Origin of the sequence: Marinobacter profundi (genome assembly GCF_002744715.1) — a bacterium.
Taxonomy (GTDB): domain Bacteria; phylum Pseudomonadota; class Gammaproteobacteria; order Pseudomonadales; family Oleiphilaceae; genus Marinobacter; species Marinobacter profundi.
Genome location: NZ_KZ319369.1, coordinates 467,152 through 482,156, shown reverse-complemented (window position 1 = coordinate 482,156; position 15,005 = coordinate 467,152). Strand labels below are relative to the sequence as shown.

The following is a 15,005-nucleotide window of genomic DNA, read 5'->3' as shown; positions in this document are numbered from 1 at the left end:
ATGGCGGAATCAGAATTCCCAAACAACCGGACGCTTGCGGCTGAACCAGTCATTCATCTTCTCGGTATAAAAGTTTTCGATCACGTTGCGCTTGATCTTCATGGTGGGCGTCAACATACCGTTTTCCATGGTCCAGGGCTCGGCCACCACAACCACAAAGGCCAGCTTTTCGTGGGGCTCACAGCCCTCATTCACCGCTGCCAGCTGCGCCTGCAGCTCCTGTTCCAGTTCGGTACGGTCAGCCCCGCTCTCCAGCTCGGCCCGCGCTTCTTCTGACAGCAGGACCATCAGGCAGGGTTGCGGCTGATTGGCGCCGGCCACACAGACCACCTCGGCTTTCGGGTGGTTAAAGCGATTCTCGATCGGCACCGGTACCACATACTTGCCCTTGGAGGTCTTGAACAGGTCTTTAACCCGCCCGGTTATCCGCAAACAACCGTCATTGTCAATTTCCCCCATGTCGCCGGTTTTCAGAAAACCATCCGCGGTCACATCCTCGCGGGTTTTCTCTTCATTGCGGAAGTAACCCAGCATCTGCCCCGGACTGCGGACCTCGATTTCGCCCCCCTCACCGAGACGGTGCTCCACGCCGGGATTGCAGAATCCCACGGTGCCCACCTTGGTCTGGCCGGGGCGGTTGGCATGGGAGTAGCCGAAGTTTTCGGACATGCCGTATACCTCCAGCAATTCCAGCCCCAGATTACGGTACCAGCCGATGATCTCGGCCGAAAGCGGAGCGGCACCGGTGAGCGCCGCGCGGCAGTGGTCCAGGCCCAGCTGCTTCAGTACCTTCCTCTTTACCAGCCCGCTGACCAGCGGGATATTGAACAGCAACTTCTGCCTGGCCGGTGGCAACTTGCTGTTGATGGCCATGTAGAACTTCATCCACAGCCGGGGTACCGAGAAGAACAGTGTGGGCCGGGCCCGCTGCAGGTCTTCCTGGAAGGTATCAAGGGAGTTGGCGAAGTAAAGGTGAAAACCGTAATACAACGACTGGGTTTCCACCGCCGCCCGTTCGGCAACATGGGCCAGCGGCAGGTACGACAGCATCCGCTCGTTTTGATCGACCGGAAACAGCTGCTGCAAACCATCGGCCACGGAGATCATGGTGCGGAAACTGTGCATCACCCCTTTCGGACGACCGGTACTACCTGAGGTATAAACAATGGTTGCCAGATCATCCGGCGCCGGCAGCTTCGGCTCTGCCGCCGTGCCACTGGCAACAATGTCGCTCCAGGCGGGGGTATCGTCCAACGGCGACATCGGCAGGGAAACGATTGGCAATTCCGCGGGCAGGTGGCCCCGAATGTCATTCCAGCCGTCTGCAGTGCCGTCCATTTTGCCCAGGAACAACAGCTTCGCTTCACTGTGCTCTAGAACGTAGGCTGCTGTGTCCCCGTTCAGGGTCGGATACAACGGCACCGAGACATGTCCGGCGGACCAGATGGCCAGATCCGCCAGTATCCAGTGGGCGCTGTTACGACCCAGAATGGCGATATTGCTGCGCGGTGGCAGCTCCAGGCCGTTGAGATAGCCGGCCATGCGGGAAACCTGGTCGGCAGCGTGGCGCCAGGTAATATCCTCAACCCGGCCATCCGGATAGGGCTGGCTCAGGTAAACCCGGTCAGGCGTCTGCTTTGCCCAGTAATACAGGCAGTGAAGGGAAGTCTGTTTGTCACTGTCGACCGCCATGTCTGGCTCCTTGTTATTATTGTCGGCAGGCGCCCGTGAAGCATGCGGCGCTTTTATTGTTATAAAAAGTCGTTATCAGAACGGACAACTAAGACTAAAGCATAATACGGAGCTGACCAAGCTGTCGGAAGGAATTTTGCGATCAGAGGAACGCCAGGTACCCGGTACCACCCAGCTGCCGCATCTGCTGCTGGATCCATTCTGCGCGTTGCCAGACGTAGGCGGATGGCTGCGCTGCACTGAACACCTTGGGATTGGGTAACACCGCCGCCAGCCGGGCGGCCTGGGACGGGCTGAGATAACGGGCCGGGATGCCGAAATAAGCCCGGCTGGCCGCCTCTATGCCATAGATGCCGCGGCCGAACTCGGCAATGTTGAGGTAAACCTCCATGATTCTGCGTTTGGACCAGGCCACCTCCAGCCCGAGGGCAAGGCCGGCCTCCAGCCCCTTGCGCACCATGCTGCGACCACTCCACAGGAACAGGTTCTTGGCCGTCTGCTGGGTGATCGTGCTGGCGCCCCGCAGGCCCTCGCCACTGGCGAACTCCCGCACTGCAGACTCGATGGCGTGGACGTCCAGCCCCCAGTGGTCGGGAAAACGCTGATCTTCACTGGCCACCACGGCCAGCGGCATCCAGGGGGAAATCTGCTCAAGGGACACCCACTGCTGTTGGACGCCCTGGCCGGAACCACTGATCTGATGGGCAATCATGAAGGCCGAGGTGGGCGGGTTCACAAACCGGAACAATACCAGCAGGGCCGCCAGCAACAGACACAGGCCAAGCAGCACCAGGGCCACAAACCTGAAGGAACGCCTTACCAGTGATGCCTGAGCCAAACGCCTGTCCTCTTCAACCTGCCCTCTTCAACCCGCTCTTTCCGACCTGTCCTTTCTGAGATGTTCTTTGCAACCTGATCCTTGCAACGATCACCGGACCGACGCCGGCAACCCTTGCGGCAATCGACAATGACCGGATTCTAGCGTGGGCGCGCGCTATCCGGAAGCAAACGGAGGCTGTATTAATATACAGTATTTTAATGTAGACTCCGGTACGGATTTAACAACACTCCCCGCCAGCCCCGATGGCCGGACGGCGGACACCTGACGGAGACCAAGTCATGGCTGTAAACGCACTGTATTACTCTGAGAGGGATGGACTGGACATGGCGCTGAAGAACCCTGACACCCTGCTGTTCTCGTCCAAGGCCGACGCCGATGCCCGGGACAAGATCCTGGAGCTGGCCGAGGAAATCACCCAGTTCCTGCAGGCCCGGGTGGAGGGCCTCGACGAGGCTCTGGCAGAGCAGGCTGCGATGGCCATCGCTGAAGAAAAGGAGCTGTTTGCCCGGGCCCTGAAAAAGCCCTCGCTACTGAACCAGGGCGCCATCGATGATGACGCAGCGGCTTCCTGAGCAACGCTGACGCAGGATTAACCTGACGTTACAATCCGGTAACCTTTTTACAACGGAATTCCCCGACCCAAGGGCCTAGTTTTTGTTTCAGCCGTCGGTTTAATAACCAGACGCGACCTGAACAACAACAATAAGCCAGTACGCTCCGGACATGGTCTGCCATGACCGATAGCGCTGTTAAGGGGATTCCGTTTATGTCTGCACCTGTCGATCACCTTGAAGAAAGACTCCTGGATTCCGGAGAGCTTCTTGAGGACATCCTGCCTTCGGCCATTACCCTGGCGATGATGCTCCGCCACCGTACCATGGCCAACTGGCTGCGCATCGAGTTCGACGGCTACGCGCCGGAAGCCAGCCTGCCACCCTACCGGGTGGATCTGCCTGGCCATATCGTGGCCCGCTCACCGCAATATGGCTGGATTCCGGCTCCGGTCGACGACAGCCAGAAAGGCGAATTCGGCCACATCAACCTGGATGAAGGCATCAAGGCGCTGGAGAAAACCTGCCTGAACTGCAAGAAAGGCGACGGCAAACGCATCGCGCTGCCGCCCGAGCAGCTGAAAACCCTCCAGTCCCAGATTAACCTGAGCGCAGAACTGGCCATCAACGTCAGCCGCGACACCTATTGCCGGCTGCTGAAAACCATTCGTGCAGCTATCTATCTGTGGACCGTGGAAGTGAAAGCGCACGGCCTCGGCGGCGAACGTAACTCCTACAGCACAGAAGAACGCAAGCAGGTAGAAGGGCTGGACCATCCGGAGCAGTTCTGGCACAAGGCGATGGCCGAACTGGACAGCCTGCCTGTTCCGGATGTTCGCGAAAGTGGCTTCTTTGAGCGGCTGTTTGGCCGCACTGCCTGACCTGTCAACGGCCCCGGCAACCAGGACTCCGGGGCCGTTCTGATCGTCAGCGCCGGGTAGGATCCGCGGCCACCTGCACCAGCAACTTGCCGCGGTTACGCCCCTGCAGCAACCCCTGGAAGGCGCCAATGGTATTCTCGAAGCCTTCGACAATGTCTTCCTGGTAGTGCACCTTGCCATCCCGGATCCACTGGCTCATATCGCGGCGAAAATCCGCCAGCAGCTCGAGATGATCTGACTGGATAAAGCCTCTCAGCATCAGTCGCTTGACCAGAATCTTGCCCATCAGGGGAATCAGCCGGTCCGGACCTTCCGGCAGCGAGGTCTGGTTGTAGTGGGCAATGCGACCGCACACCGGGATGCGGGCAAAGTCGTTCACCAGCTTGATCACCGCATCAAATACCTTGCCACCGACATTCTCGAAGTAGACATCAATGCCCTGAGGGCAGGCTGCCCGCAGCTGCGCCTCGAAATCGTCGCTGCGATAGTTTACGCAGGCATCGAACCCATACGCCTTCACCACATGGTCACACTTGTCATCAGCCCCGGCCACGCCGACCACGCGACATCCCTGCAACCTGGCAATCTGACCGACGACCTGGCCAACCGCACCAGCGGCGGCCGACACCACAACGGTCTCCCCGGCCTTAGGCTTGCCGAATTCACGCAGCCCGACATAGGCGGTAAAGCCGGGCATACCCAGCACCCCAACCCCCGTACTGATCGGCGCCTGTCTCGGGTCAAGCCGGTAGAGGCTGGCGGGCTCTGCCACTGCATGGGTTTGCCAGCCATTGTTACTGAGGACAAAATCCCCTTCGCTGAATTCCGCACTGTTACTGGCGATCACCTGGCTGATGGTCTGCCCGGTCATGACCTCGCCAATGGCCACACTCCTGGCGTAAGACGCAGCATCGTTCATCCTGCCACGCATGTAAGGGTCCAGCGACAGGTAAATGGTCTTCAGTAACACCTCACCCGCACCCGGCCGGGGAACCGGCACCTCCTCCAGACGGAGATGGGTATCGTCCGGCATTCCCACAGGCCGCTGAGCGAGGATGTATCGTTTGTTGTTTTCCATCGTTGCACCTTTTTTGATTCTGGCTGCCAATTATTTTCGCTGGCAAGGACAGCCGGGGCTGAACAGGATCAATCATGAAATCAGCTTTCACCAAACGAAACAAGTGCCGCATTTTTTATCGCTCCCTCCCGTGGCTGCCGCAGCTCTCGCTCTCTCGTTCTCTCGCCAAAACCGGACGCCCTGCAATGTTGATCAGCATCAAGCTCCGGGTTCATCATTGTTTATAGAATGATCAATCAACCCCCTGAACCGGTGAGGTGCATCATGCTGGATGTCAACCCGGATACCGTCTGCCGTCTGATACAATTGGCGCGGGAATTCCATGCCCAGGAAGAAGTGGTGATCCCGAATACCCCGATCGATGTTAATGCCAGCGACGACTGGCATATCCAGATGCTGGCGTCACACGCCGGCGATGCCACCCTGGCAGAATTCCGTTCCATCATCGATGACCTGGAACCGGATCAGCAGCAACAGGTGGTCGCACTGCTCTGGCTGGGACGCGGCGACTATAGCCTGGACGAATGGTCCAGAGCCGTCAGCGATGCGACGGATGCCTGGAACGAATACACCGCGGACTATCTGATTGCCCACCCTCTGCTGCCGGACTACCTCGCCGAGGGTCTTGACCTGCACGACTACAGCTGTGACTGAGGTCGCAGGGTAAATGCGTGGTCCAACTGCGATTGCTCGCGGAAGTCAGATATTAGCCCTCACGATCTTGCTCAGCGGCTGCCAGGCCCTGCCGTCGAAGCAGGAAGGTGAAGCCAGGGGGGTGATTTTCCTCCGTGCAGAGCACTGTCTGAGCGAATACCTCCGCGAGCTGAGAATTGTCTATCCCGGCCCCTGTCTGACGGTTACCGGCATCAACGGTACCGCCGCCACCCCACGCCCTGACGGCTTTATCGAAGTGCCGGTCCGCCAGCCCGTCGAGATCACGGCCGAGTGTTACTACCGGCACCTCGATGGCAGTGAGCAGGCGGGCAGTCGCACAACGGTCAGCCTTGCCCTGGCCGCCGACCGGTTCACCCATGCGGGCCTGCGCTGGTATCTTCATGCCCACACCCAGGCCTGGCGTACAACTGGCTGCGAGCCAACCTTATCCCGCTCCATCTACCCCACCTACCGCTCGGACTGAGCACCCGGGCAGACAGCCAGACCACCAGCGCGGACTTGCCCGGGTGCCCGGATCGGCGTAGCATTCCAGATACTGTATAAATGAACAGTATTGGACTCAGCCATGAAAACCCGCGCCACCGGACTCAACCCTCACAACCGCTTCCAGCCGATCGTCACCGACCGCCAGTTTGATGATGGCTGGCACCGGGATCCGGACGATGAACTCAGGCCGGACTCCATCGCCACAGAGGTGACGGATGAGCGAGTGCGCACCATCATCAGCCGCAACCAGTCACCGGACGTGCCATTTGATCAGTCCATCAACCCATACCGTGGCTGCGAGCACGCCTGCATCTACTGCTTTGCCCGCCCCACACACGCCTATTGGGACATGTCGCCAGGGCTCGATTTCGAGACCCGACTGATCGCCAAACCGAACGCGGCACAGCAACTGCGCAAAGAACTGGACAAGCCGTCCTACCGGGTCTCGCCGATTGCCCTGGGCATCAATACGGACGCCTACCAACCCGTGGAAAAGCACCGCAGGATTACCCGGGAGATCCTCGAAGTGCTGGCCGAATACCGTCACCCGGTATCGCTTATCACCAAGGGCGCCCTGATCCTGCGGGACCTGGACCTGCTCGCGGACCTTGCCGCCGACGGCCTGTGTTCCGTCAGTGTCAGCCTGACTACCCTGGATAATGAACTTAAACGGAAGATGGAGCCGCGCACCGCAGCGCCGGCGATGCGACTCCGGGTTATTCGTGAACTGACTGCGGCAGGGGTGCCGACGGGCATCATCATCGGCCCGGTGATTCCGTTCATTAACGACCACGAACTGGAGTCGATTCTGGAGGCAGCCGTTGCGGCAGGCGCGAGGCAAGCCCACTGGATAATGCTGCGGCTACCGCTGGAACTGGATGAACTGTTTCAGGACTGGCTGCAGCGGCACTTTCCACAACGAGCCAGCCACGTGATGAATCGTATCCGCGACCTGCGGGGCGGCAAGAACAACAGCTCAACCTTCGGCGAGCGGATGACCGGCACCGGCCCTTACGCCCAACTGATCCGCCAGCGGTTCAACAAGAGAGCGCGCGCGCTCGGCCTGGACAAGAGCGCCCACGCCCCACTACGTACTGACCTGTTCCGGCGCCCCGGGGGCGAGCAGCTGGGGCTGTTCTGATCAGGGCCCCGCACGACCCCAGTGAGTATAGGATTCGCCACAGTGCCGGCAGATTACCCAGCGGCTGTCATGCCATTTCAACAACGCCTGGGACAGCACGAACAGGCCGGCTGTTGCCAGCCACCAGGGCCATATCTCAATGGCCAGCACCAGCAGGACGATGGCCAGAGACTCCAGCAGGGCAGCTAACACGAGAAACTGGAGCCAGCGACGCCGGCTCTCTCCATGGAAAGGACCAAACTCGATATGACTTCCGCATTGACGGCAACGCATTAGCGCCTGCTCCCCTCATTCCGATTACGCTCAAGCGCTAAGATAGCCTTACACTGGTGCCCTCCCGCAACGTCGATCGGGTCTATGTCCATGAACTTACCTGCCAATGACTTACCCAAGGCACTCGCTTCCGCGCAACAACAGCTCCTTGCCGTTGGCCTCGATGACTTCGCCAGCTGGGCCAGTATGGAATTATCCGGGTACCCGTCCGGCGTCCGCGTGCCGGAATACCGCAAAATCGCGGTGCAGGCCCGGGGGAAGATCAGCAATGACACCGAAGTCATCGATAACCAACCGCTGCCGGTGTGGCACCTGGCCGGAGACTGGACGCAGGAAACTTTGCGGTTACCCATCCACCAGATTGTCGCGGCCCTTGAGAACCGGGCCCCCTGCGTCCGGTTCCCGATTGATAACGTTTCCCTGGCCCTGTTCACCCGGGGACTCCGGATGGGCTCCGGATTCCGGGTGACGGACGCCTGGTGGGAAATACAGACGGTGCACCTGGAACGGCTGGTTGACGGTGTCCGCAAGCAACTCCGCCTGGCACGGGAGCATCTGGAAGGCGCCCCCGGAGCCCGTTGAACCGATTTACTCCAGTGCGAGCAGGTGACGAATCAGTTCATGAAACTCGTCTTCCGTCGACAAACTAGCCAATTCGACTTTGTACTTGCGGTTAACAACGAACGACGGAGTACCCATGATGCCGAGCGCCTTTGTCATGGCATCGTAATGTGCAACCCGCGCATCCACGGCCGGGCTGCCAAACACCGTGTCGAAGTCCCCGCCACTGGCGCCTGCGGCGACAAAAAGTTCACGGACATCCTCGACAGTGACCGGCCGACGTGCCCCGTTGTCATCGAAAACCGCCGCAAAAATCTGTTGGCTGACCGGCCTTTCAACCGCCATCTCAGCGGCCGTGGCGTATGCCCGCTGCATCAGCAACCCCCATTCGCCGCCCAGCCAGGGCACGTGAATCTTGCCAACGTTCACGTTAGTGAAGGCCGGCGCGAGGTTCAGGTACAGCGGTTCGAAAGTCTTGCAATGTATACAGACATAGGAAAAGTACTCGACCACTTCCGGCTCGGCACTGGCCTCAGTACCAACCACGGTGTAGTGCGTATCGACCTCAAAATCAGCGGCGGAAACCGTTACAGACAGCAAAGACAAAACGATGACGCACAACAACTTCTTCATGTTTGAACCCTGTATAAGAACCGGAGCAGAGTCCGGATAGCCGGCAGCCGGTAGTGTCGGACACCCCTGTGCAGACGAACCGCCTGGCAACCGTGAATGTCCGAGCAATACTAGCGCCGGTTCGTTACAGGCGCGAAGAAATTTTTCTGCGCAAGTAGCGACGACTGCCCTGCGGACCTCAGTGCGAAGAAGCCGCCTGCGTTCCTGCCGGTACCGGGACACGGAACCGTTGCAGCCCGGTCAGATCGATGCGGTACTCGTTGTTTATGCGGTCGAAGCCGATGCCGTAGCCGGTCGGGTACCAGGCCCCAAAGCTGTAGCGCTCGGGCACCCTCACCGGAACGGTCACTTCCGGTTCTGACTGCAGAAACGCCAGCGAAACCATCGGCTCGACAAAGACCAGCTCACCCTTGTGATAACCATAAATAAAGGTGTGACTGAATCCCTGGCCATGGAACTCGCCACCGGCCGGATCGATGGCATGAATGCCCATACGCTCGACTTCGGTGTCCGGAGGAATCACATAACCGCTGGCCATGAGGGCCTGATCCGGAGCCTGCATGGCCGCTTCCCGGTCAGCGCCCACGAAGGTAATGGCGTTTTGTGCCGCTTCGTCGATCACATAGAAATGCACATCAAAGTGCGCCACGGTGTAAATGTCTGCCGGCGGGTGTCCTGCGGGATTCCAGTCCAGCATGACGTGACTGAAACCGGTATCCGGCGCAGCAGCCGGCAGTTTCAACCCGTACACCCAGACTGCCTGGGAAGGGCTGGCTTCCGGCAACCCCTGGAGGGCCGCTGCGCTCAGCACCACCGAGAGCACTGTCGGCTCGTCACGATCATTGGTCGCAACAATTACCCGGGCGGTGCCGTTGCCCACCGCCACCGGCTCTCCGCTATAAATTTGCGGTCCCGCCACCGCTGTATTCGCTGACAGCGCCAGAACAAGCGCGCATAACTGCCACCACCGGTACGCCGGCACGAAGTGAAGGTTATCCATACATGATCTCCCACCGATATCTGAAATAATCCTGACAGGCCGGAATCCGGCCCTGTTGTCAGCCATAGCCTCTCTCATAGCCTCTCTGGCCGGCGCTGAGGAGATCACAAGTGACGGGTGGGGGAGCGGACGACAGAGAACACGAATCCTTCCGTGCGCTTGCCTCTTAACCAACGGATTGGCGACTGGGCTACACTGGATCAATATATCACCAGAAATGGCGAACCCGAGAGCATCGCCCTGGATCGTTTTGGCGGATTTCCGACAGCGGATCTGCATATTCAGAATAACAGGGCGAATCACAGGGAAGGAGGCGTCACCGGGCTATGGAGCGCAACGTTCAGTTAGCTGAGGCAAGCCGCGATCCGCGGCCCTTTGCGCGGACAGACCTCAGCGCGGGAGACCTTCGGCTCCTGCACCGGAAACGGTGGGGCCAGGCTCAGGTGAGGGTCGCCACCATTGACGGCCAACCCTGGGTCATCAAGGATTTCAGCCACAGTATTGTCGCGAAATACCTCTGGGGCCGCTGGTTGTTGTCTCGGGAATTGCGGGCGCTACGGCAACTGGACGACGTGCCCGGCACCCCGGACGGTGCCTTCCGGCTCGACCGCGATGCCATCTGTTACCACTATGTGGCCGGAGAAACCCTGCGGGACCTGCGCCATCGCCGGGAAACCCTGGATGGCACTTTCTTCTACCGGCTGGAAGAAACCGTCGGCAACATGCATGCCCGCGGTGTAGCCCACATGGACCTGGGTAACCTGCGCAACCTCCTGGTAAACAGGAGCACCGGCCAACCCCATGTTATCGACTTCGGATCTGCGCTGTTCCTGGCGGCCGCCCCCTTTGGCCTGGCCACCCGCATGCGCCGGATCGATCGTTCACGACTTTACAAATGCTGGCGCCAGCTGTCTCCGGACACACTGGACGATGAACGCCGGCAGTATCTGCAGCAGCACTATCACAAGCATCATTTCAAACCAAAACACTGGGGCAGCCAAATGACCACCTCCATCCGCCAGTTCTTTCACAACCCCACACTACGCAAAGGGTTCCGCGCAATCCGTCTGCCTCTGGGCATCCTGCTGGTGGTACTGTTGGCCAGCCAGATCAAGGAGGACTGGTTCTGGCCGGGCGCCGCCATCAGTACCCTGGGGGCCCTGCTGCAGGCCTGGGCCTTTGCCTGTATTGACACCCAGACCACACTGGCCAATCGCGGTCCCTACAGCCTGGTACGCAACCCCCAGTACATTACCCGCTTCCTGCTGGTGATCGGCATCGTGGTCATGACCGGCAACCCATGGCTGATAGCGATTGCCAGCGTCATTTACTACTTCTATGCGGTCACCCGCGTCGAACGGGAGGAAGCCCTGCTCCCGGAGGTCTTCGGCGCCGCCTACCGCACCTATTGCGAGAGCGTGCCGCGCTTTGTGCCGCGACTGGCCAACCTGGACCGCGACAAGCTGCTGTACTGGAACCCGCGCGCCTTCCGCAAGAACCACGGCCTGACCAACCTGGCAACGGTTTTTGGCGGCCTGCTGGCAATCTACCTGTGGGTTTTCCTGGTCCGTTAACCCACGGGCAGGCCGGCCGCCTGTACCGCTGCGGCGTCAGCCGCTCAGGAAGGACAGGTGAATGTCGCTGCCATAACGTCGAATGATGTCCAGCTTGGCGGCGTGGAACGCCTCGACACTGTTCTGCTCACCGGTTTTGGCCAGCCGGTGACGGGCCAGTTCATCCGAGATCACATCCATGAACAGTTCCGCCAGCAACAGCCGGGCGGAATCACGGAAATGACCACGACCGTCAACATACAGCTGCACCGTGGGTGCCGCCGTGTTGATCAGGATCTTGCGCTCCCGGGGACTGTAGACGGCACGATCCAGCTCATTGTGCAGGTTACGGAAGTCGTAGCCGGTGAACATCGCCTCGCCGTGATCACGGGATCGGCTATGGTGCCCGTGGTGGGCGGGCCGCGGACGATGCTGGTGGTGATGGTGGTGCCGGGCCCCCTGCCCGGCAATCACCACTTCGCACCAGGCCCAGTAATGGGGACTGCGCACGGTGATCTCACCCCGGTCGCCGTCATTATCTCCGGTCAGTGTCCACTCAATGCGCCCGCGGGAAGCCAGCTCCGCAACCGGAATTTCGGTCACCCGGGAATCGAGATGCACGGAGTCCGGAAACCGGTAGCTGACCTGAAGCACGTCATCCTTGCGGAAGCCGGCAGGATCAACCAGCAGGGCCACATGAAACGGATGCCCGGCCTCGCGATAGTAAAAGGGCGTGGTAAACCGAAGTGGCTCCTCGGTGGTGGCGGGCATCGCAGCCCCCTCGCCCAACGGTGGCAGAGAAATGCCCATATCCTGGATGGCCGCCCGGTTCATCCGCTCCAGCAAATGTTCGATCATGTGGCTGGTCCGCCCCGAAGCCGTGGCATGCTCCAGGTGCTTCAGGTTATCCCGCTCCGCCAGCACCGCAGGTCCGATCAACTTGCTCACGGCCCGGGCAAAGGCTGCCACAAAGGGCTCCTTGAGATTGAGTCCTTCCCGTTCGTCACTGATGATTGCCAGCCCGGCACCGAGCTTTTCGGTAAGCGCAGGGCAATTTACCGAACCGTAAAGGTACTCGCTTCCCACCTGGTTCTCGTAGTCGAACAACTGGCAGTCCAGCACCGCGTTGCCCGACAGTACCAGCAAACCATTGGTGCGCTCATCGCCACGAGGGCTGAGTTCGGCATTCAGTGCCCGTTTCAGGGTCAGCGTAAAAGGATAGCGGACCTGCTCATGAACAAAGCTGCTCTCCAGCTGGGGGCCGAGCAGCAGACGCGATTCCGGTTCCAGGTGATGGATGGGGGCGCTGCGTTCTACCTCCCGGCCACCTTGCATATGCACCAGCTCCACCTGGCGCCGCCCCAGGATCTCCCGCAGGTAGACGTTATTGGCGATGGATTGCAGCACCGAACGGTACTGGGAGATGTTCACCAGCGGGTTATCGATCACAATTGCCACGCGAGTGCCGTTGGCAGTGGTGCGGAGCCGGGTATAGTCGGTATCCCGGGCTTCCCGGTCGCCATCGCCATCGTCATAGAGGTAGCCGCCATTCTCGCCGCGGTAGAGGTCTATGCGGGTGTAGCGCCCGTTGTGGATTGTCTCGATCCAGCCATAACCCAGGCCGTAGATGGCCTGTTTCAGTCCCCGGCCAAAATAACCTCGCCCACTGCCCTCGCCCCGCGCCAGCGGACTGTGGGCGCCGCCGTAGGTCAGGTTGGCGCAGGCCCGCTGCCAGGTCATTCCCTCGGCCTGATCGGACACCACCAGCATCGCGCCGTTCTGGTGGCGCTCATAGTGGATGGTGATTACACCACTGACCGCGGTGCCGGCCTGTTCCAGCCGAACGTAACTGTCGTCACTGTTGGTGATCAGCTCCACCAGCGCCTTCTCCACCGAGGCAAATCGGCGAGAGTCGATATCGATAACCCGCTGGTCCACCGGAATTGCAGTAACGCCCATAGTTAACTCCCTTCACCCTTGCCATTAGAAACCTTACGATGAGTCCGCTAAAGTATGCGCACCCACGACCGTATTGTTCAGCCCACCCCGTTGACCCTGACAGGAATACCCGGCCATGACCCTCGCAACCTGGCTTACTGTTGTCACCATCTGCATTCTGGGAGCCATGTCTCCCGGGCCATCCCTTGCCCTGGTCCTGAAGCAGACACTCACCGGCGGCCGGGGCAACGGCATGATCACCGCCGTCACCCACGGGCTCGGCGTCGGGCTTTACGCCCTGTTGAGCATCATCGGCCTGGCTGCGGTCATCACCGCATCCCCCCTGGCATTCAGTGTGTTGCAGTGGGGTGGTGCCCTGTACCTCGCGTGGCTCGGCTTCCGGGGGCTCACCGCCCGGCGCAGCGAGACTGATGCGCTGCCCGACGCGCCGACCACCGCCAGCGCCGCCCGCGACGGCTTCCTGATTGTGTTCCTCAACCCCAAGATTGCCGTGTTCTTCATCGCCCTGTTCAGCCAGGTGGTGGGCGCCGATACCTCATTTCTCGCCAAGCTCGGCTACGCCGCCACCGCGATGGTGATTGATGGCGGCTGGTACCTTGTAGTCGCCTGGTTATTTTCCAACCCCCGCTGGCTAGGCATCCTGCAACGGCACACCCTCTGGTTCGAGCGGCTGTTCGGCGCCATTCTGGTCGGGCTGGCGGGGCGCCTGGTGATCGGTATCCTCAACGGTCGCTGACATGGCCCGGCTTCCATCACTGGTGGTTTATCCCGTTGTGTTATTACACTAGGACAAATAGCGCATATTGGTATTGATGACGCTCAACTATCATACTCAGTGCAAATCAGGCCATCATCGCACCTTCACCTCTGCGATCCGGACAAAGGCAAACCATGTTTTCAGACCGTTTTTACTCCGTCCAGGACGGACGTATCCTTATTACCGCGCCCCAGGCCAGCCATTTTGCGAAGGAAGTGGCCGGGGACTTCAACCCGATCCACGATCCGGATGCCCGCCGGTTCTGCGTTCCCGGAGACCTGCTGTTTGCCGTGGTATTGGCCCGTTTCGGGCTGTCGAGCAACATGACGTTCAGGTTCCGCAACCTGCTGGGTGCCGAGGTACCGCTGGAGTTCCGTGAAAGTGACAACGGCACCATCGAGGTCTGTGACGAGGCCGGCAAGGTATACCTGGAAGTCAGCCGCAGCGGAGAACTGACCCGGGACGAGAAGGTCATTGAGGACTTCACCCGCTGCTACGTGGCGGCCTCAGGCAAGAATTTTCCCCATACCCTCAAGCCGCTGATGGAATCCCGTGGCGTGATGTTCAATCCCGACCGTCCGATGGTGATGTATGAGAGCATGAGCCTGGCACTCACGCATCTGGACAACCCGCAGCCGGATCTCGAGCTGAACAACGCTGACCTGGAGGTGGCCGGCAAGCGCGGCAATGTGACACTGGAGTACCACCTGATGTCAGCCGGCAAAGCCGTCGGCGAGGTCTCCAAACGGCTGGTGCTGGGCGGCCTCCGTGAGTACTGCCCCGATGCCATGGCTGGCATCATCGAAGAGTTCTACCGGCTCAAGGCACGGGGCACACGGCTGGGGATGGACAATACCGGTTCCTGACCGGGATCGCCGTTTCGGACGCCGGTAACAGCTACACTGTTCCTTGTGACATTGACCG

General features: G+C 60.1%; 17 protein-coding genes. 10 read left to right on the top strand and 7 right to left on the bottom strand.

All coding sequences use genetic code 11. The annotated features are described in order from the left end of the window. Positions 1-9 precede the first annotated feature (9 nt). Both CLH61_RS07795 and mtgA read right to left on the bottom strand, forming a co-directional pair. Positions 10-1,692: an AMP-binding protein gene (locus tag CLH61_RS07795; protein WP_099614135.1), complete on the bottom strand. Its 1,683-nt coding sequence runs from the start codon at positions 1,690-1,692 to the stop codon at positions 10-12. Positions 1,693-1,834: 142 nt separating this feature from the next. Continuing rightward, positions 1,835-2,530, bottom strand: a complete 696-nt coding sequence (gene mtgA / locus CLH61_RS07790) for a monofunctional biosynthetic peptidoglycan transglycosylase (RefSeq protein ID WP_099614134.1) — start codon at positions 2,528-2,530, stop codon at positions 1,835-1,837. 281 nt (positions 2,531-2,811) lie between these two features. Between mtgA and CLH61_RS07785 the strand changes: the two genes are divergently transcribed. Both CLH61_RS07785 and CLH61_RS07780 read left to right on the top strand, forming a co-directional pair. Beyond that, positions 2,812-3,105, top strand: a complete 294-nt coding sequence (locus tag CLH61_RS07785) for a YebG family protein (protein ID WP_099614133.1) — start codon at positions 2,812-2,814, stop codon at positions 3,103-3,105. 194 nt (positions 3,106-3,299) lie between these two features. Beyond that, positions 3,300-3,965: an AbiTii domain-containing protein gene (locus CLH61_RS07780; RefSeq protein ID WP_099614132.1), complete on the top strand. Its 666-nt coding sequence runs from the start codon at positions 3,300-3,302 to the stop codon at positions 3,963-3,965. 46 nt (positions 3,966-4,011) lie between these two features. Here the strand turns inward: CLH61_RS07780 and CLH61_RS07775 are convergent, their stop codons facing one another. Beyond that, complete coding sequence (locus tag CLH61_RS07775) at positions 4,012-5,043, bottom strand: NADP-dependent oxidoreductase (protein ID WP_099614131.1); 1,032 nt, start codon at positions 5,041-5,043, stop codon at positions 4,012-4,014. On the opposite strand from CLH61_RS07775, the gene CLH61_RS18315 reads away from it, so the two are divergent. From CLH61_RS18315 to CLH61_RS07760, 4 genes are all read left to right on the top strand, one after another. Beyond that, a complete protein-coding gene (locus tag CLH61_RS18315; RefSeq protein WP_143752121.1) occupies positions 5,030-5,275 on the top strand; it encodes a hypothetical protein in 246 nt (81 codons plus the stop codon). The genes CLH61_RS07775 and CLH61_RS18315 overlap by 14 nt on opposite strands. Positions 5,276-5,307: 32 nt before the next feature. Further along, positions 5,308-5,697 (top strand): DUF3775 domain-containing protein, encoded by a 390-nt coding sequence (locus CLH61_RS07770; protein ID WP_099614130.1) that lies wholly within the window; start codon positions 5,308-5,310, stop codon positions 5,695-5,697. A 13-nt stretch (positions 5,698-5,710) separates the two neighbouring features. Next, positions 5,711-6,181: a hypothetical protein gene (locus CLH61_RS07765; RefSeq protein WP_143752119.1), complete on the top strand. Its 471-nt coding sequence runs from the start codon at positions 5,711-5,713 to the stop codon at positions 6,179-6,181. 102 nt (positions 6,182-6,283) lie between these two features. Further along, positions 6,284-7,345 carry a PA0069 family radical SAM protein gene (locus tag CLH61_RS07760; RefSeq protein ID WP_099614128.1) on the top strand — a complete coding sequence of 354 codons (1,062 nt, stop codon included), beginning with the start codon at positions 6,284-6,286 and terminating at the stop codon, positions 7,343-7,345. Here the strand turns inward: CLH61_RS07760 and CLH61_RS07755 are convergent, their stop codons facing one another. Next, complete coding sequence (locus CLH61_RS07755) at positions 7,346-7,618, bottom strand: hypothetical protein (protein ID WP_143752117.1); 273 nt, start codon at positions 7,616-7,618, stop codon at positions 7,346-7,348. Positions 7,619-7,708: 90 nt separating this feature from the next. Between CLH61_RS07755 and CLH61_RS07750 the strand changes: the two genes are divergently transcribed. Beyond that, positions 7,709-8,200 carry an AbiTii domain-containing protein gene (locus CLH61_RS07750; RefSeq protein WP_143752115.1) on the top strand — a complete coding sequence of 164 codons (492 nt, stop codon included), beginning with the start codon at positions 7,709-7,711 and terminating at the stop codon, positions 8,198-8,200. Positions 8,201-8,206: 6 nt separating this feature from the next. On the opposite strand, the gene CLH61_RS07745 is transcribed toward CLH61_RS07750, so the two are convergent. Then, positions 8,207-8,812: a thiol:disulfide interchange protein DsbA/DsbL gene (locus CLH61_RS07745; protein WP_099614125.1), complete on the bottom strand. Its 606-nt coding sequence runs from the start codon at positions 8,810-8,812 to the stop codon at positions 8,207-8,209. 178 nt (positions 8,813-8,990) lie between these two features. Then, positions 8,991-9,812 (bottom strand): DUF5602 domain-containing protein, encoded by an 822-nt coding sequence (locus CLH61_RS07740; RefSeq protein WP_143752113.1) that lies wholly within the window; start codon positions 9,810-9,812, stop codon positions 8,991-8,993. A gap of 326 nt (positions 9,813-10,138) precedes the next feature. On the opposite strand from CLH61_RS07740, the gene CLH61_RS07735 reads away from it, so the two are divergent. Then, positions 10,139-11,386 carry a methyltransferase gene (locus CLH61_RS07735; protein WP_099614123.1) on the top strand — a complete coding sequence of 416 codons (1,248 nt, stop codon included), beginning with the start codon at positions 10,139-10,141 and terminating at the stop codon, positions 11,384-11,386. 36 nt (positions 11,387-11,422) lie between these two features. On the opposite strand, the gene CLH61_RS07730 is transcribed toward CLH61_RS07735, so the two are convergent. Continuing rightward, the gene (locus CLH61_RS07730; protein ID WP_099614122.1) at positions 11,423-13,324 is read right to left on the bottom strand and encodes an ATP-binding protein; all 1,902 of its coding nucleotides are present in this window, start codon (positions 13,322-13,324) and stop codon (positions 11,423-11,425) included. Positions 13,325-13,439: 115 nt separating this feature from the next. On the opposite strand from CLH61_RS07730, the gene CLH61_RS07725 reads away from it, so the two are divergent. Together CLH61_RS07725 and CLH61_RS07720 are read left to right on the top strand one after the other, a co-directional pair. Continuing rightward, positions 13,440-14,060 carry a LysE family translocator gene (locus CLH61_RS07725; RefSeq protein WP_099614121.1) on the top strand — a complete coding sequence of 207 codons (621 nt, stop codon included), beginning with the start codon at positions 13,440-13,442 and terminating at the stop codon, positions 14,058-14,060. 155 nt (positions 14,061-14,215) lie between these two features. Then, on the top strand, positions 14,216-14,947 hold the full coding sequence (locus CLH61_RS07720; protein WP_099614120.1) for a DUF3581 domain-containing protein: 732 nt from the start codon (positions 14,216-14,218) through the stop codon (positions 14,945-14,947). The last annotated feature ends 58 nt before the right edge of the window (positions 14,948-15,005 follow it).

Bases quoted from the DNA above. Each gene is read 5' to 3' on its own strand.
- CLH61_RS07760 (WP_099614128.1), top strand. From the start codon at position 6,284: ATGAAAACCCGCGCCACCGGACTCAACCCTCACAACCGCTTCCAGCCG.
- CLH61_RS07770 (WP_099614130.1), top strand. From the start codon at position 5,308: ATGCTGGATGTCAACCCGGATACCGTCTGCCGTCTGATACAATTGGCG.
- CLH61_RS07775 (WP_099614131.1), bottom strand. From the start codon at position 5,043: ATGGAAAACAACAAACGATACATCCTCGCTCAGCGGCCTGTGGGAATG.
- CLH61_RS07745 (WP_099614125.1), bottom strand. From the start codon at position 8,812: ATGAAGAAGTTGTTGTGCGTCATCGTTTTGTCTTTGCTGTCTGTAACG.
- CLH61_RS07725 (WP_099614121.1), top strand. From the start codon at position 13,440: ATGACCCTCGCAACCTGGCTTACTGTTGTCACCATCTGCATTCTGGGA.
- CLH61_RS07740 (WP_143752113.1), bottom strand. From the start codon at position 9,812: ATGGATAACCTTCACTTCGTGCCGGCGTACCGGTGGTGGCAGTTATGC.
- CLH61_RS07720 (WP_099614120.1), top strand. From the start codon at position 14,216: ATGTTTTCAGACCGTTTTTACTCCGTCCAGGACGGACGTATCCTTATT.
- CLH61_RS07735 (WP_099614123.1), top strand. From the start codon at position 10,139: ATGGAGCGCAACGTTCAGTTAGCTGAGGCAAGCCGCGATCCGCGGCCC.
- CLH61_RS07795 (WP_099614135.1), bottom strand. From the start codon at position 1,692: ATGGCGGTCGACAGTGACAAACAGACTTCCCTTCACTGCCTGTATTAC.
- CLH61_RS07765 (WP_143752119.1), top strand. From the start codon at position 5,711: ATGCGTGGTCCAACTGCGATTGCTCGCGGAAGTCAGATATTAGCCCTC.
- CLH61_RS07785 (WP_099614133.1), top strand. From the start codon at position 2,812: ATGGCTGTAAACGCACTGTATTACTCTGAGAGGGATGGACTGGACATG.
- CLH61_RS07755 (WP_143752117.1), bottom strand. From the start codon at position 7,618: ATGCGTTGCCGTCAATGCGGAAGTCATATCGAGTTTGGTCCTTTCCAT.
- CLH61_RS07750 (WP_143752115.1), top strand. From the start codon at position 7,709: ATGAACTTACCTGCCAATGACTTACCCAAGGCACTCGCTTCCGCGCAA.
- CLH61_RS07780 (WP_099614132.1), top strand. From the start codon at position 3,300: ATGTCTGCACCTGTCGATCACCTTGAAGAAAGACTCCTGGATTCCGGA.
- CLH61_RS07730 (WP_099614122.1), bottom strand. From the start codon at position 13,324: ATGGGCGTTACTGCAATTCCGGTGGACCAGCGGGTTATCGATATCGAC.